At 44.3% G+C, this 16,712-nt stretch carries 17 protein-coding genes; 9 read left to right on the plus strand and 8 right to left on the minus strand.

Annotated features, from left to right (window positions below; genetic code table 11):
• Positions 1-382: 382 nt before the first annotated feature.
• The 8 genes from pcnB to V6259_RS11300 all read left to right on the plus strand — a co-directional run bounded on the left by pcnB (position 383) and on the right by V6259_RS11300 (position 7,692).
• Positions 383-1,813, plus strand: a complete 1,431-nt coding sequence (gene pcnB, locus V6259_RS11265; protein WP_133012375.1) for a polynucleotide adenylyltransferase PcnB — start codon at positions 383-385, stop codon at positions 1,811-1,813.
• 11 nt (positions 1,814-1,824) lie between these two features.
• Positions 1,825-2,310, plus strand: coding sequence for a 2-amino-4-hydroxy-6-hydroxymethyldihydropteridine diphosphokinase (folK, locus tag V6259_RS11270; RefSeq protein ID WP_341584585.1), 486 nt, complete (start codon positions 1,825-1,827; stop codon positions 2,308-2,310).
• A 3-nt stretch (positions 2,311-2,313) separates the two neighbouring features.
• Entirely contained in the window at positions 2,314-3,141 is an 828-nt protein-coding gene (gene panB / locus V6259_RS11275; RefSeq protein WP_341584586.1) for a 3-methyl-2-oxobutanoate hydroxymethyltransferase, read from the plus strand.
• The gene (panC, locus tag V6259_RS11280) at positions 3,138-3,989 is read left to right on the plus strand and encodes a pantoate--beta-alanine ligase (RefSeq protein ID WP_341584587.1); all 852 of its coding nucleotides are present in this window, start codon (positions 3,138-3,140) and stop codon (positions 3,987-3,989) included. The genes panB and panC overlap by 4 nt, the downstream gene beginning before the upstream one ends.
• A 27-nt stretch (positions 3,990-4,016) precedes the next feature.
• Complete coding sequence (gene pgi, locus V6259_RS11285) at positions 4,017-5,663, plus strand: glucose-6-phosphate isomerase (protein ID WP_341584588.1); 1,647 nt, start codon at positions 4,017-4,019, stop codon at positions 5,661-5,663.
• 318 nt (positions 5,664-5,981) lie between these two features.
• Positions 5,982-6,314: a cupredoxin domain-containing protein gene (locus V6259_RS11290; protein ID WP_341584589.1), complete on the plus strand. Its 333-nt coding sequence runs from the start codon at positions 5,982-5,984 to the stop codon at positions 6,312-6,314.
• A 15-nt stretch (positions 6,315-6,329) separates the two neighbouring features.
• Positions 6,330-7,169: an FTR1 family iron permease gene (locus V6259_RS11295; protein WP_341584590.1), complete on the plus strand. Its 840-nt coding sequence runs from the start codon at positions 6,330-6,332 to the stop codon at positions 7,167-7,169.
• The gene (locus tag V6259_RS11300) at positions 7,153-7,692 is read left to right on the plus strand and encodes an iron transporter (RefSeq protein ID WP_341584591.1); all 540 of its coding nucleotides are present in this window, start codon (positions 7,153-7,155) and stop codon (positions 7,690-7,692) included. The genes V6259_RS11295 and V6259_RS11300 overlap by 17 nt, the downstream gene beginning before the upstream one ends.
• An 81-nt stretch (positions 7,693-7,773) precedes the next feature.
• Here V6259_RS11300 and V6259_RS11305 read toward each other — a convergent pair whose 3' ends face one another.
• The 5 genes from V6259_RS11305 to V6259_RS11325 form a co-directional block, all read right to left on the minus strand.
• Entirely contained in the window at positions 7,774-7,923 is a 150-nt protein-coding gene (locus V6259_RS11305; protein ID WP_341584592.1) for a hypothetical protein, read from the minus strand.
• Positions 7,895-8,644 carry an FRG domain-containing protein gene (locus V6259_RS11310; protein WP_341584593.1) on the minus strand — a complete coding sequence of 250 codons (750 nt, stop codon included), beginning with the start codon at positions 8,642-8,644 and terminating at the stop codon, positions 7,895-7,897. The genes V6259_RS11305 and V6259_RS11310 overlap by 29 nt, the downstream gene beginning before the upstream one ends.
• Positions 8,645-8,861: 217 nt before the next feature.
• Positions 8,862-9,116, minus strand: coding sequence for a Txe/YoeB family addiction module toxin (locus V6259_RS11315; RefSeq protein WP_341584594.1), 255 nt, complete (start codon positions 9,114-9,116; stop codon positions 8,862-8,864).
• Complete coding sequence (locus V6259_RS11320) at positions 9,113-9,364, minus strand: type II toxin-antitoxin system Phd/YefM family antitoxin (protein ID WP_341584595.1); 252 nt, start codon at positions 9,362-9,364, stop codon at positions 9,113-9,115. Before V6259_RS11320 ends, V6259_RS11315 begins: the two co-directional genes overlap by 4 nt.
• A gap of 482 nt (positions 9,365-9,846) precedes the next feature.
• The gene (locus tag V6259_RS11325; RefSeq protein WP_341584596.1) at positions 9,847-10,770 is read right to left on the minus strand and encodes a LysR substrate-binding domain-containing protein; all 924 of its coding nucleotides are present in this window, start codon (positions 10,768-10,770) and stop codon (positions 9,847-9,849) included.
• A gap of 124 nt (positions 10,771-10,894) precedes the next feature.
• Here V6259_RS11325 and V6259_RS11330 point away from each other — a divergent pair, with 124 nt between their 5' ends.
• On the plus strand, positions 10,895-12,067 hold the full coding sequence (locus tag V6259_RS11330; protein ID WP_341584597.1) for an aminotransferase class V-fold PLP-dependent enzyme: 1,173 nt from the start codon (positions 10,895-10,897) through the stop codon (positions 12,065-12,067).
• A gap of 93 nt (positions 12,068-12,160) precedes the next feature.
• Here V6259_RS11330 and V6259_RS11335 read toward each other — a convergent pair whose 3' ends face one another.
• The 3 genes from V6259_RS11335 to carB form a co-directional block, all read right to left on the minus strand.
• A complete protein-coding gene (locus V6259_RS11335; RefSeq protein ID WP_341584598.1) occupies positions 12,161-12,862 on the minus strand; it encodes an NAD(P)H-dependent oxidoreductase in 702 nt (233 codons plus the stop codon).
• Between the two features lie 149 nt (positions 12,863-13,011).
• Complete coding sequence (gene greA / locus V6259_RS11340; protein ID WP_341584599.1) at positions 13,012-13,488, minus strand: transcription elongation factor GreA; 477 nt, start codon at positions 13,486-13,488, stop codon at positions 13,012-13,014.
• A complete protein-coding gene (gene carB, locus V6259_RS11345) occupies positions 13,488-16,703 on the minus strand; it encodes a carbamoyl-phosphate synthase large subunit (protein ID WP_341584600.1) in 3,216 nt (1,071 codons plus the stop codon). The genes greA and carB overlap by 1 nt, the downstream gene beginning before the upstream one ends.
• Between the last annotated feature and the right edge of the window lie 9 nt (positions 16,704-16,712).

Genomic DNA, 16,712 nt, shown 5'->3' on the forward strand with positions numbered 1-16,712 from the left:
TAAGTTAGTCGTCGTGTGTAAGTTCTTAACAATAAAAATAAAATATAGGAACACTGTAGCCTCTTAAAATAAAAATAAAAATTTGAGGCTATGGATAGAAAATCGCTTTGGATAATTGATTTTTTTAGATATGTAAGCCTTAGGGCGATGAAAACATTGCAATAATAAAAATAAAACTTGAGTAGAACTGCATAAGCAGCACCCACTTTGTTTTCGGAACTAGTATCTTCATGTATCCAAAGCGATTATTTTGTTTTTAATAATCGCTTCCTCCCTACGCACATCATAGTACAATCATCCAATTTGAATACTTTAATACTCGTGTAACTTCTTAGCCACACGTGTAGAATACAGTTTTCGCTAACTTAAAATTTGTCGTCTAATGTTTACAGGATTAAAATCTCTGGTACGTAAAGCCACCTCAATCTTTGCCTCACCTAAGGCTCAGACTTACCCTATTATTATCCCGCGTAGCGATCATAGCTTATCTCGCCAAAATTTAAGCCCGAACGCTGTCAAAGTACTCTATCGACTAAACAAAGCTGGCTATGATGCCTACTTAGTTGGCGGCTGTGTCCGCGATCATTTGATTGATATAGAGCCAAAAGATTTTGACGTCGTTACGAACGCTACTCCTGAAGAAGTTAATGATCTATTTTCGAACTCTCGTCTAATCGGACGCCGCTTTCGTTTAGTTCATGTTACGTTTGGAAGGGAAATTATTGAGGTATCTACTTTTAGAGCCAGCGCTGCTCACGATAGCGGTGCAAGCCAACCTCAAGAATCCTTAAAGGGCAAGGACTCAGCACGATCAGCTCATGGTATTGTGCTACGAGATAACGTTTACGGCAGCATCGAAGAAGACGCTGAACGCCGTGACTTTACCTTTAATGCTCTTTATTACAACGTAAAAGATTTTAGTATCCACGATTACTGTGGTGGCCTAGAAGATATAGCGAACAAAAAAATACGCATGATCGGTGATGCAAGAAAACGCTATCAGGAAGACCCTGTTCGCATGCTTCGCGCTATCCGCTTTGCTGGTAAGCTTGGTTTTGACATAGAAGAATCAACCGCCGCCCCTATTAAAGAAATGGCCCATTTATTGGACCACATTCCACCAGCTCGCTTATTCGAAGAAGTTCTTAAATTACTTGGCAGCGGCAATGGCATCAAAACCTTTCATTTGCTACGTCAATACGGTTTATTCAAATACTTATTTCCAGACACTGAAGCGTTATTGGTGAGTGGCTGGAAACGTGAAGACATCAACCCCGAAGCCTTCATATTGCAGGGCTTAGAAAATACCGATAATCGACTTCAAAATGGTAAAACGACGGCGCCATATTTTTTATATGCCGTCATGTTATGGCCAAGTGTTTTGCTTCGTCATGAAGAATTTTTATCTCAAGGCATGCCAGCGACGCCAGCACTTCATCAAGCGGCTAGTATGGTGCTAGACAATCAGGTTGCTTCTACCGCTATCCCAAGACGTTTCTCTACACCAATGCGCGAAATTTGGGATATGCAGTTCCGTTTACCAAAGCGCTATGGCAAACGCGCCTTTATATTGCTTGATCATCCACGCTTTCGTGCTGCTTTTGATTTCTTACTAATCCGCGAGCTCAGCGGCACCAAACTCGACGACCTTGGTGCTTGGTGGGAATCTTTTCAGTTTGCTAACGAAAATGATCAAAGAGAACTCATCAAAAATATTGATGTACGCTCTAGCGATAAAGAAGCGGTAAAAAAACGCCGCCCTCGCCGTCGCAAGAAAAGTAATGCCCCTCAAAGAGAAACACCTACAGAGTAAAAGGGACTAGAGTGAACCTTGCTTATATTGGACTTGGTAGTAATTTAGAAGACCCAATAGCTCAAATGCACAGCGCTATTGGGCAATTGTCTGCACACCCAGATTTGACCGGTTTTCACATTTCCACACTCTACTCCAGTAAACCGGTTGGTCCTCAGGATCAGCCGGACTACGTAAATGCTGTTGCTTGCGTACAAACCCATCTAAGCCCCATCGAACTACTCGACGTATTACAAAGTATTGAGCAAGCGCACCATCGCGTTCGAGAACGTCATTGGGGACCACGTACACTCGATCTTGATTTATTGCTATATAACAATGAGACCCTTGCCTTGCCTCGCCTCACTGTTCCTCATCCTCACATGCTAGAAAGAGGGTTCGTTATCCGTCCCCTTATGGATCTGGCACCAGAAATGCTCCTAACTAACGGCAACACCGTGGTAGAGCATTTACGCCAACTTGATACCAGCGACTTGGTTTCTATAGAAGAAGAATGATCTATGTATTCAAATAACTCTGAAAAAAAACTCAGCCGTCCAATCTCTTTGTCTGACCTTAAAGCCATGAAGGAAAACAAAGAAAAGTTCACCTGCTTGACCAGTTATGATGCGACTTTTACTCACGTCATGAACGAAGCAGGCGTTGAAACAATTTTGATTGGCGACTCTCTCGGTATGGTTATTCAGGGTCAAGAAAGCACACTACCCGTCACCATTGAAGACATGTGTTATCACACAGCGGCGGTCAAACGCGGCAACACTAACGCCTTCATATTGGCCGACATGTCCTTCATGACGTACAACTCCATCGAACACGCCCTAGAAAACGCCGGTAAGCTGATGCAAGCTGGCGCCAATATGGTGAAAATCGAAGGGGCTGCGTGGCTAAAAGACATCATTAAAGCACTCAGTAATCGTGGCATTCCCGTGTGTGCTCACCTTGGTTTAACCCCTCAGTTTGTCAATAAGCTAGGTGGCTATAAAGTACAAGGTAAAGGCCAACAAGCGGCAGACTTGTTACTGTCTGATTCACTTGCGCTGGTTGAAGCCGGTGCCGATGTATTGCTTTATGAATGCATTCCCACTGAGCTAGGTAAAACCCTTACCGAAGCAGTTTCAGTACCGACAATCGGCATAGGCGCAGGCCCACATACCGATGGACAAGTCCTAGTGATGCACGACATGATCGGCGCTAACATCGGTAAACGTCCGCGCTTCGTAAAAAACTTTTTAACCGATGGTCGTAGCATTCAAGAAGCTTTCGAAGCCTACGTTTACGAAGTCAAAAACCAACAATTCCCTACGTCAGAACATGGATTTAAATCATGAAAACCTTTCACACTGTTGCCGAACTTCGCGCGGAATTAAAAAAAGAACGCCTACAAGATAAAAGCATCGCGTTCGTTCCAACCATGGGTAACTTACACGATGGGCACATGTCATTAATTCGACGTGCCGTAAAAGAAGGCGATGTGGTCGTGTCTTCTATTTTTCTAAACCCAATGCAATTTTCTGCTAATGAAGATATTGAACGCTACCCAAAAACATTAGAAGAAGACAAAAAAGTCCTCAAAGCAAATGGCTGTCATTACTTGTTTGCCCCAGACGCAAAAGAAATGTACCCAGATGGCAAACGCAGCCAAACCCAAATTGAAGTGGTTGGTTTATCCAATATATTGTGTGGTGCTACTCGCCCCGGACATTTCGTTGGTGTTTCCACAGTTGTGACAAAATTGTTTAACATTGTTCAGCCAGACTGTGCCATATTCGGCAACAAAGACTTTCAACAACTCAAAGTCATTGAAGACATGGTGCGCGATCTAAGCTCTAACGTTCGTATCATCGGTGTCGATATTGCACGCAACGAAGATGGCCTAGCCATGAGTTCGCGTAATGGTTACTTAACAGAAGAAGAAAGACGCATCGCTCCTGCAATGTACAAAACCTTGTTATGGGCAAAAGACGCGTTACTAGAAAACCGTGCGAGTCACGAGGACATTCGCGAACAAGCTCAAAAGAAGCTTGAAACGGCTGGCTTTAAGCGTGATTATTTCGAAATCCGCGCACAAGATAATTTACAAACACCGTCAGAAGAAGAGAAGAGCTTAGTCATTTTGGCTGCGGCATACCTAGGTCATGCACGTTTAATAGATAACTTGCGTATTGAATTGGCCTAACTCATTTTAAGACCAAGGGAGATTGTAATGCATTCACCTACCCAACTTAGCGCTTGGCAAGCACTAGCAGAGCACCAAAAAGAAATCGACTCTGTTGAGATGAAGTCCTTGTTTGAACAGGACAAAAATCGCGCCGAAAAGTACACAGTACAAGCCGCTGGCTGGACACTGGATTACGCAAAAAACCGCGCGAATCAAAAAACCTTATCCTTACTAATCGACCTTGTTAAAGAAGCCGGCTTAACAACCGCCATCAAAGGCATGTTTAGTGGTGCACATATCAACAACACCGAAGATCGTTCCGTGTTGCACATAGCGCTTCGCGCAAGCCAGGCTCAAGAATCGCTCATGGTAGATGGCGTCAATGTCTTGGCAGAAGTTCGCTCAACGCTAAAACAAATGGAAAAATTTGTTGCCCAGCTGCACAGCGGCGAATGGAAAGGCTACAACGGAAAAACCATTACAGACGTGGTTTCTATCGGTATCGGCGGCTCTTACCTTGGGCCTAAAGTTGTCGCTGAAGCGCTCACCCCCTACAAAAAAGATGATATCAAAGTACACTTTGTTGCCAATATTGACGGCTCTGACATCACGGGTAAGCTTAAACAACTGAACCCTGAAACCACCGTTTTTGTGATTTCATCAAAAACTTTTGGCACTCTAGAAACCTTGTCGAACGCCAACGCTGCGCGCGACTGGTTCCTAAACAATGGCGGTTCAGAAGACACCGTTAGCCAACACTTTGCTGCTGTTAGTTCGAACGTAGAAAAGGCCGTCGCTTTCGGCATGGCAGAAGAAAACATCTTTCCTATGTGGGACTGGGTAGGCGGTCGCTACTCTCTTTGGTCTGCGATTGGTCTGCCAGTTGCGATTGCGGTTGGCATGGATAACTTCTACGCCTTGCTCGATGGCGCACATCAAATGGATGAGCATTTTCGTACAGCACCGTTTGAAGAAAATCTACCCGTCATCATGGGTGCATTGGGCGTATGGTATATCAACTTCCATAACGCACAAACTCATGCCTTGATCCCTTACGACCATTACTTACGCGCCTTACCAGCGCATATCCAACAACTGGATATGGAGAGTAATGGTAAATCGACCCTCTTAAATGGCGATGGCGTTGAAACAGACACAGGTCCAATTATCTGGGGTGGCGCTGGCACCAACGGCCAACACGCTTATCACCAGTTATTGCATCAGGGTACACGTCTTGTACCAGTGGATTTCATTGCGCCATTGGCGTCACACAATCCGATTAAAGATCATCACGCACAATTGTTTGCCAACTGCTTAAGTCAATCGCAAGCGCTAATGGTTGGTAAAACCCTTGAACAAGCGCAGCAAGAGCTTCGTGATGCCGGCGCGACTGCCGAGCAGATCGATACCATTGCACCGCACAAGGTGATCAAAGGCAATCGTCCAAGCAACACACTTCTAACGAATAAGATGACACCAGAAACCGTCGGTGCATTGATCGCCCTTTATGAACACCGTACTTTTGTACAAGGCACAATTTGGGGTATCAACTCATTCGATCAGTGGGGTGTAGAGCTCGGTAAAGTATTGGGTACTGACATCTTTAACCGCCTTGTTAGCGACAGTGACAACAGCACATTAGATGCGTCTACCCAAGCACTGATTAAAGCGTTCAAGAAAGCACAAAGCTAATTTAGAAGCATTGTTCCTTTCCTTTAAAGGCCTTCAACATGAAGGCCTTTTTACGTTTAAGCACTCTTCCTGCAGCACCACCCTCACCTCATAAATAGAAAAATTCTTCGTTTCTACTCTTCTCGCATTACTTACACCTTTTTAAATTTCAGTAAACATTGCTGATTAAGATTGAAAACACACAAGACCTAGTTGACGAAGACAACCGATAAGGATGAGAATCAATACCAATTAACGTATTGATAATAATTATCAATACTCATAACACTCTTTGGTTGAAGTCGATACTTCAACCAAAGACAAAGAGAGAGATACCTCATGTTGCTACGCTGTTTCCTTCTGGTTTCCGTTTTTTCAGGTGTTTGCCTTCCGGCTTATGCCGAGCGATTAATTATCCCGTTGGAATTAACACCTAATGGTTTTTTACCAAAGCAACTCCACATTCCAGCTAATACTCGCATACAAATTAAACTCAACAATAACACCAAAAAAGTAGCGGAACTCGAAAGCTACGACATGAAATTCGAAAAAATAGCGGTACCAAATGGGCATATATCTGTATTTACCGGCCCATTAAAAGCAGGGAAATATACCTTTTTTAACGACTATGCATCGAACGTAGCCGGCACTGTCATCGTTAAAAAACCATAAAGGAAACACCTTATTATGATCGCGGTTTTACTCATTGTGTTCAGAGAAGTCCTCGAGGCTGGACTGATTATTTCCATCGTCGCGGCAGCATGTAAAGGGCTCAATATTCGTATTCAAGTACTTAGCGGCATTATCCTTGGCCTACTCGGTGCTGTGCTGCTGGCGAAATTCACCAGCTTAGTAGAATCATCGTTATCTGGTTACGGGCAAGAAATATTCACCGCCTCAATTTTATTAATCGCAACGCTTATGCTGGCTTGGCAAAATATTTGGATGTCGGTAAAAGGGCGTGAAATAGCGGAAAAAACCAAACAGGAAATGCAAGTAATGTTGCTGGATAACAAAGGCAGCTTTGCTATCGTCATTGTTATCGCCATTGCGGTATTACGAGAAGGGTCTGAAGTTGTACTCTTTTTATACAGCCTTTTCCTCTCTTCTGGCCTTACCGAAAATTCCATGTTGCTTGGTGGTTTACTTGGCACCGCTTTAGGCGTGTTAGTCACCTACTCCCTGTACCGAGGCATCGTCATGATTCCTCTGCGCTACATCTTTTCTTCCAGCAACTTCATTTTATCGTTAATCGCGGCCGGCTTATCCAGCCAAGCCGTCGGCATACTTGCGAACATTGGATTTTTACCTCAACTCGGTTCGCAGGTTTGGAACAGCTCATTTTTATTATCCAGCAACGGTTGGGCTGGTGTACTGGCTCACTCCGTTGTTGGCTATACAGCGACCCCTATGGGGATTCAAATACTAACGTGGTGCGTCGTTTTGCTGGCCATTTCAATAACCACTCAGCGACTCAAACAAAACCACCTCAACAATCAGGAAACTAAACATGCACTCAACATGTAACATGAAAAAAGCACTTTCTATAACCGCTATATTGTGTAGCGCCGCAGTCATGAGCCAATATGCAAGCGCTCGTGAATACCCAGTTGGCGGACCTATCCATAAAGATGGCATGGAGATCGCTTCGTCTTATTTGCTGAATATTGAAACCAGTCCGGCGCCAAGTTCAATGATAATGGGCAAAGATGTGGTGCATCTTGAATCCGATGTACACGCGACTCAAGACAACAAATGGGGATTCCCTAACGGTGCTTGGATTCCATACATGAGTATCGACTATGTGGTCACGAAAGTGGGTGATCCAAGCTTTATGGAATATGGTCAAATGCTACCAATGACCGCCGCAGATGGCCCTCATTACGCGCACTCCGTACAATTAAAAGGCAAAGGTACCTACATCGCCCACCTTCAATACACAGCACCAGATGAAAAAGGCTTCTTACACCACATAGATAAAGCCACCGGCGTACCGTCTTGGTTCAAACCATTTAAAGTCGATTTCAAATTCAAATACCCACAGTCTTAACTGCTTCCTAAATAAAGCTCTATAAACAAAAACACCAGCCGTTGCTGGTGTTTTTGTTTAGCCTGCTCACTTGACGCTACTCTATTTAGATAACATCAAGCCTAAATCAAACAGGTTAATCCAAGCCTGAGTCGCACAAACCAAACCAACCCAAGCGGCATTTCTCTTCGCTTTTAAACTCCAAGTAAAACCGCCTAGCTCATCAAAACGTCGCTTGGCTTCTGCAAACATGCATTTTTATGTCCCGAGCAACACCCTCTAAACCAGGGTATATAAAATAAGCAGAGACCCCCATCTCCCTTAAAGAATTCCTAATGTCAGCTTTTAAGTGATGCGGAACAATGAGCTTGCGGTGTTTACGAAAAGATGGCTCATTAAAAGGCTCAACACCAAGAAAAAGTACTGTTGATTGATTCAAGTAACGCTGATCTTCATACGGAGGCCTTATAAAAGTTCCAGTGTCGGCTACAGTAGGTTGAATAACTAAGGAACTATTTATTTCTTGATCTACATAACACGTCTTTAAATTTATATATTCAATCCGATCTTCTATCATGGAGTCTTCAACAATATGAATCACGCCATCATTATCGTCATGAGTTTCACTCGCAAAGAATAAAGCAACCAGAGGGTTTGTAGTCCAATCGAGCAATCTAGTTGGACAGCCATAATGCTGAGCTAAAACCATCCACTCCAATTCACAGCTAGGTTTTTCTCGATTAGTTAGAAACGCTCTAGCACCACGCTTAAACTCTGAAATCACATTTGGCTCATGACAATCGAAAAAAATCTTAGCACCCTCAGATAAACCTCGAACTATTGAAGGCAAAAGAGGGTAATTTTGTGATTGCCCTCTAAAAACTTTATCTACCATTCCTTTTACGGGGTTAAGGTCTTTAATACCATCGTGAAAATTTAACCAAAATTGATTAAGAGTAAGTGATTCTTCCATTTCTATCTCACTAATACAAAAGGAGTAGGCCCTTAAAACACAGACTATCGCGAATTTTTCTAGCTAGTCTATCCGAGTACTTAAACTACCAGATCCATTAACACCAAGTTAAACTCATTCTTCCATACGATGCGGGCAATTTTCCTCAGCATAGCCTCCGAAGCTGAAAAGAATCTTGCAACAGCAGGAATCAAGCTGTTTAATTCAAACAGTAGATTTAATAGTGATATCGTAGCTGTGCTATCAAGATGGCATCGTCTTGATATTTATAAACAATTCGGTGTTCGTCGTTAATACGGCGAGACCAATAGCCAGCAAGACCATGCTTTAGAGGCTCAGGCTTGCCAATCCCTTCATAGGGTTCGCGCTGAATGTCTTTAATCAGTAAATTAATCCGTTTTAATACTTTTTTGTCCGTACTTTGCCAGTAAAGATACTGATCCCAAGCCGCGGTTGAAAACGTCAGCTTCACTCGATTAATTCTCTCTCAACGCCCTTACCTGCTTCCAGCTCAGCAATAGATTCCAGCAATACTCTTGCGTTTGCTGGTGAACGTAGCAAGTAGGTAGTCTCTTGCATGGCTTCATAATCTTCTAACGACATAATGACAACTGGGCTCTCGCTTTTACGCGTAATAATGACTGGCGAATGATCATCACAAACCTTAGCCATCGTCTTAGCTAAGTTTGCCCGAGCTGCGGTATAGCTGATAGCATCCATTACTTATATCCTGTACTTAATTCTGTACCACTGAGTATAAAGTAAACACCCAAAGTAAATCAACAAATCACACCCAGGACATGATCAGTGAACACCCTTACCACCGCCTTCAAGGCAGTCGAACCCTGCATTCAGACAAGTGACTCACCTCTAGCGCGTACTGATACAAGGCATTTCGGCATTGTGTGTCGTCAAAGGTAAAATTTGGCCCATCAGGGTGTTGCCAGCTGTATTTCATAGTATGAGCCGATTAAGTGGATTATTCGGCTCAGAATTACATTATATTTTGAGCCGAATAAGATATTTATTCGGCTCATTTTAATTTTTGCGCTTTTCAGATCGAGATACAGCGCCATTCCACCCTATGCAAAGCGTTCATCTAATAGGCGAGCAAACTAATCCTATTACTCAGGAAGAAATAAAGGCCTTTTAGTATCAATAAATAAAAATTCACGAATCAAAAATAACATCTTAAGCATCGTTTACTCTTGAGACGTATTGCTTTTTTCAGGGGAGAACTCGGCTGCACGCTCCAAAAGCCATGATCTAAATGCTTCTACATAAGGTAAGCCTGCACTGTTTGGTTCAATCACAAGATAATGCGCACCAATGGCGATGGGGGCAGAACGTACAGCAGGTACCAAGCGGCCCTCTTGTAGTTCCTTACCGATATAAGCCATATTCGCGAGCGCTACGCCGTGCCCAGCGGCGGCGGCTTGGATAGCTGTATCATCATGTTCGAAACGAATCGCGGTATCCAACAGCACTTTGGCCTCTGGAACAAATTTGAGCCAAAGGCGCCAGTCACGTCCGGTTAGCTCATTAAATATCAATTTAAATTGCTCCATCTCTGAAGGCCGCTTTGGCTTACCACCTGCTAACAGAGCCGGTGAGCATACTGGCATTAACCATTCTGCCATAATGAATTGACTGTTGTCAGGAATGACCGCTTTTGAATCATAAGGATCCCCCAACATATAAACGATACTGACATCGGAGCGTCTGCCTTCTCTTTGATGCGTTTTTCCGTCTGCTTGCAGGTTGATGGGGTAGTTTGGGTAGATAGATTCAAAGTCTGCCAGTCTGGACATTAGCCAACGGATGGCAAAGCTCGTGGTGACCGACAACGTAAGCGCTGGGGTATAACCTAATATTTCTTCAGATACTTGAGAGATATCCTGCATTGCCGGATGGCTGACGGCCAATAGCCGACGCCCGATATCGGTTAACTGAACACCGCGTCCAACTCGATCAAACAATGGCAGGCCATAGTAATCCTCTAATAGCTTAATTTGGCGACTGATGGCGCCTTCTGTTACATGATATTCCATCGCGGCAGATTTAAAACTCATATGCGACGCCGCCGCATTGAAATAAGTCAGAGCGGTTAATGGTGGTAATTTCATTAGCTAGACACTCTTTTAATCTTTACATTATGTAAAGATTAGCAATTATTTAAATCGTTTGTAAGTACTCATAATCCACTGTGTAATGTCTGCTTCGACAAGCTAAACATTAGGCAGTCTATAAATGACCATTGATATCGAAAAAATCAGATCTGAGACCCCTGGGGTAGATAACAGCATTCATCTACTTGCCTCTGGATCTGCTCTTATGCCCCAGCCAGTTATTGATGCGATCATTAATCATACATTGCTCGAAGCTCGCATGGGCGGCTACGAAGCTCAAGCGGAAGAAAGCGAAAAACTGGAGGCGACGTATCAGTCTATTGCGACTCTGATCGGAGCAAAAAAACATGAAATTGCTCTGATGGAAAATGCGACAGCCGCATGGTGTCATGCTTTTTATGCTTTGCCATTAAAAGCAGGCGATAGAGTACTGACTTGTGAAGCAGAGTATGCCGCAAATTATGTGGCTTATTTACAGCGAGTAAAGCGTGATGGCATTGTAATCGACGTTATCCCAAGCGATGAATCGGGAGCCATTGATACTGTAGCGCTTGAAGCAATGATAGATGAGCGGGTTGCTCTGATTGCAATCACCTGGATCCCTACCAATGGAGGACTAGTCAATCCAGCAGCAAAAGTAGGAAAAATCGCTAAGCGCCATGGTATTACCTATTTGTTAGATGCTTGTCAGGCGGTGGGTCAAATGCCAGTCAATGTGCAGCAGCTAGGTTGTGATTTTCTCTCTGCGACGGGAAGAAAGTTCCTTCGCGGGCCTAGAGGGACAGGATTTCTTTATGTTACAGAAGCGTTAATCGAGGGCTTAGAACCTATCGTAATTGATCACTTTGCAGCCCCTTGGGTAGCGAAAGATCAGTATCAATTACGAGGCGATGCACGACGTTTTGAAAACTGGGAAAATTCTTATGCCCTCAGGTCAGGTTTATCGGCAGCAGTAGAATATGCGATGGCAATAGGTCTTGATGACATACAGCAGCGCTCTTGGTACTTAGCAAACTACCTACGAGGACAACTCTCAGACATACCGGGAGCCATCATCCGAGACTTAGGTACTGAGCAATGCGCTATTGTCAGCTTTACCATTGATGGGAAAACACCAAGCAATGCCGTGTCTCAACTTCGGCATAAAAATATTATCATAGGCGCGTCTGACCCTTCGAGCACAAGGCTGGATGCTGAAGCTCGAAACTTACCAAGGGTCATGCGGGCAGCACCTCATTACTACAATACAGAGAGTGAAATTGACCTGTTTATTGCGGCATTAAAGAGCGCTTAAGGGGTCAGAGCAGTTTTTACTATCGAAAGAGAAAAGCCACTTTGCTTTCACAAGGTGGCTTCCAATATTAAAGAGAAGTATCTAGCAGTTCGATTAGGCTGTGGCGATGATATCGTCCATCGCTAGACGAGCTTTTGGTAGGCCGTGGTTCCAATCGTCGCCGTCTTTGTGGTAACCCATTGCCAAGGCAACTTCACACACATGGCCGTCTAACTCTGTAGCAAATGTTTCGCCAATCAACTCAGGATCAACCCCTTCCATCGGTGTAGAAGCAATACCTAAACGCGCCAAGGTATGCATGATGTTCCCCAACGCCAAATATACTTGAGCTTTAGTCCAGCTCGCGTTATTGCCATGTTCGTCGGTATTCATCTCGGCGAATGCATAAGCGCCCATAAAGCTGTCATACATTTCAGCAGGCAAGTGACCTGAGCTTACTTCAGCATCGACACGCTTTCTGAATTTGTCTTTCGTAAAAGTCGGATCATACGCCAGTAGCAAGGTGTGTGACGCTTCTTTTGCATGCAGTTGATTGAACTGATGTTTATTGGCAAAGGTGTCATGCAAACGCTGTTTACCTTGCTTACTTTCTACCAAGACGAATTTCCATGGCTGAGAGTTGATAGAAGAAGCTGACAAACGGATTGCTTCTTTGATCACATCTAGATTTTCAGGCGAGATACGCTTATCCGCATCGTATTTCTTAGCCGTATAGCGGCTGTTCAAGTCTTGAATAATTTGGTGAGTCATCATCTTCTCCAACGAGTCATAAGGGTAATAACGAATTGAAGCCATTATAAATGCATCACTTTAAATTTATAATTAACCGTATAGACTAAACTCTTTAAATTTTTTGTTAATAATTTTCTTTCTGCTTAGGCATAAAAAAAGCCACGATGCTTTCACATCATGGCTTTTAAAAGAATGAAATCACCTAATACAGATCAAATGTATTCGACTTTCTCAATCTCATATGTTGCTTCGCCGCTTGGGATTTTAACAACGACTTCGTCGCCTTCTTCTTTCCCAATGATGGCTTTCGCGATTGGTGAAGCGTAAGAAATCTTCTTCACTTTCACGTCGGCTTCATCATCCCCTACAATTTTGTAGGTTACGGTTGCTTCTGTATCCACATTAAAAAGTGTCACGGTCGTGCCGAAAATCACTTTGCCGGAAGCCGGTACAGATTTCACGTCGATTACTTGTGAATCAGACAGCTTGCCTTCGATCTCTTTGATACGACCTTCAGCAAAACCCTGCTCTTCACGAGCTGCGTGATATTCCGCGTTTTCTTTAAGATCGCCATGCTCACGAGCGGTTGCGATATCCGCAATCACGCGAGGACGAACTACGGTTTTAAGATGATTAAGCTCTTCACGTAGACGAGCTTCACCTTCTACCGTCATTGGTACTTTTTTCATTATTTCCCCAAGTGCAAATCTTGCAGTCTTCTAACTTTTGTTTCACCTTTCAAGCTGATCGCCATGCTAGTCGCTTCAGCGCCGGCCAATGTTGTAGTGTAACAAACCTTTCGCTGCAATGCTGTGCGGCGAATGACAGAAGAGTCAGCAATTGCCTGTGTGCCTGATGTGGTGTTGATAATATAATCAATTTCACCATTTTTCAGCATATCAACAATATGAGGACGTCCTTCGTTTACTTTATTTACTTTGCTTATTGCCACACCGCGCTCAGATAAGAATTTTGCGGTGCCTTCGGTACCGACAATATCAAACCCTAATTCGATCAAGCGATGAGCAACATCAACCGCACCTTCTTTATCCATATCACGAACACTGATGAAGGCTCGTCCAGACGTTGGCAACACAGTACCGCCACCTAGAACCGCTTTACCAAAGGCTTCAGCGAATGTATCGCCCACACCCATGACTTCACCAGTCGATTTCATTTCAGGGCCAAGAATAGGGTCAACGCCTTGGAATTTATTGAACGGGAAAACCGCTTCTTTCACGCTGTAGTAAGAAGGAATGATTTCACTCGTGAAACCAAGCTCTTCTAGCGTTTTACCCGCCATAACTAGCGCAGCAACTTGTGCGAGAGAGCGACCAATACACTTAGAAACAAACGGTACCGTACGTGATGCGCGAGGGTTAACCTCAATCACATAGATTTCGCCGTCTTGTACCGCAAGCTGAGTATTCATCAAACCGATAACACCAAGCTCAAGCGCCATGTTTTTAATCATCTCGCGGATGTCGTCTTGAACATTCGCTGGCAATGAATAAGGAGGCAAAGAACACGCTGAGTCACCTGAGTGAACACCGGCTTGTTCAATGTGCTGCATGATGCCGCCGATAACCACTTGATTACCATCACTGATACAGTCGATGTCAATCTCGATCGCCGCATTCAAAAAGTAATCCAATAAGACTGGGCTGTCGTTAGACACTTTCACAGCCGTTGTCATGTAGCGCATCAATTCTTTTTCGTTATAAACGATTTCCATTGCACGTCCACCCAGTACATAAGATGGGCGAACAACAAGAGGATAACCGATTTCAGCGGCTTTCATCGCGGCTTGGTCAACGCTACGCACGGTAGCATTATGCGGCTGTTTGTAACCTAGACGCTGGATCATGCTTTGGAAACGTTCACGGTCTTCGGCACGGTCAATCGCTTCTGGCGTTGTACCAATAATAGGCACGCCTTCGTTTTGCAAGGCACGAGCAATTTTCAGCGGTGTTTGACCACCAAACTGAACGATCACACCTTTTGGCTTTTCTTTGCGAACGATTTCAAGTACGTCTTCCAGAGTAACTGGCTCGAAGTACAAACGATCCGACGTATCGTAATCGGTAGAAACTGTTTCTGGGTTACAGTTAACCATGATGGTTTCGTAACCCGCTTCGCGTAAGCCTAGCGCCGCGTGTACACAGCAGTAATCAAACTCGATACCTTGACCGATACGGTTTGGGCCACCACCTAGGATAATGATTTTATCTTTATCAGTCGGCGCCGCTTCACACTCATCTTCATAAGTGGAATACATGTACGCTGTGTTGGTCGCGAATTCTGCAGCACAAGTATCAACACGCTTGTAGACTGGGTGCACATTGACTAAGTAACGACGCTCGCGCAATGACTTCTCAGTCACTTGCAACAAGCTTGCTAGGCGAGAATCGGAGAAACCTTTACGTTTCAAGCGACGCATTACGTCGTAAGTCATGTCGGTTAGGCCTTTATCAGCCAGACCCGCTTCTTCTTTGATCAAGTCTTCGATCTGTACAAGGAACCAATGATCGACACCTGTATCGGCGTAAATTTCATCAATTGTCATGCCAGAACGGAACGCATCGCCAATGTACCAAATGCGGTCTGCACCTGGATTTTGAAGCTCATACGCAAGTTTTTCTTTGCTGTTTTCTTCAGAGAAATCCAACTGAGGATTAAAGCCATCCGCGCCGACTTCTAAGCCACGCAAGGCTTTTTGCAAAGACTCTTGGAAAGTACGGCCAATCGCCATCACTTCACCCACTGACTTCATTTGCGTCGTTAGACGGTCGTTCGCCGTTGGGAATTTTTCAAAAGTGAAACGAGGAATTTTCGTCACAACGTAGTCGATTGCAGGCTCGAAGCTCGCTGGCGTTTGACCACCAGTGATGTCATTTTGCAATTCGTCTAGGGTGTAACCGATTGCCAATTTCGCGGCAATTTTAGCAATTGGGAAACCTGTCGCTTTCGATGCCAAGGCAGAAGAACGAGACACGCGAGGGTTCATCTCGATAACCACCAAACGGCCGGTTTTCGGATCCATACCAAACTGTACGTTTGAACCGCCGGTCTCAACACCGATTTCACGCAATACCGCCAAAGAAGCGTTACGCATGATTTGGTATTCTTTATCCGTTAGTGTTTGTGCTGGCGCAACAGTAATGGAGTCACCTGTGTGAACCCCCATAGCGTCAAAGTTTTCGATTGCACAAACAATGATGCAGTTGTCTTTTTTGTCGCGGACAACTTCCATCTCGTACTCTTTCCAACCGATCAAAGATTCGTCGATTAGCAGTTCGTTAGTTGGGGATAAGTCCAAACCACGAGTACAGATTTCTTCAAACTCTTCCATGTTATACGCGATACCGCCGCCGGTGCCGCCCATGGTGAAAGAAGGTCGAATAATACAAGGAAAGCCTAAATCAGCTTGTACGCTTTTCGCTTCTTCCATGCTGTGAGCGATGCCGGCACGAGGACACTCAAGACCAATTGCCTTCATTGCTTGGTCGAAACGATTACGGTCTTCCGCTTTGTCGATGGCGTCTGCCGTCGCACCAATCATTTCAACATTGTATTTAGCTAATACACCGTGACGTTCAAGATCCAACGCACAGTTCAGTGCTGTTTGGCCACCCATGGTTGGTAGCACAGCATCTGGACGCTCTTTCTCGATGATTTTTTCAACCGTTTCCCACTCAACCGGCTCAATGTATGTTGAGTCCGCCATCACAGGGTCAGTCATGATGGTTGCTGGATTTGAGTTCACTAGAATAACGCGGAAACCTTCTTCGCGTAGCGCTTTACACGCTTGAGCACCAGAATAGTCAAATTCACAGGCCTGACCGATAACGATAGGACCTGCACCTAGAATTAAGACGCTTTTAATATCAGTACGCTTTGGCATAGTGTTTCG

This window comes from Marinomonas sp. TI.3.20, assembly GCF_038155025.1.
Classification (GTDB): domain Bacteria; phylum Pseudomonadota; class Gammaproteobacteria; order Pseudomonadales; family Marinomonadaceae; genus Marinomonas; species Marinomonas flavescens.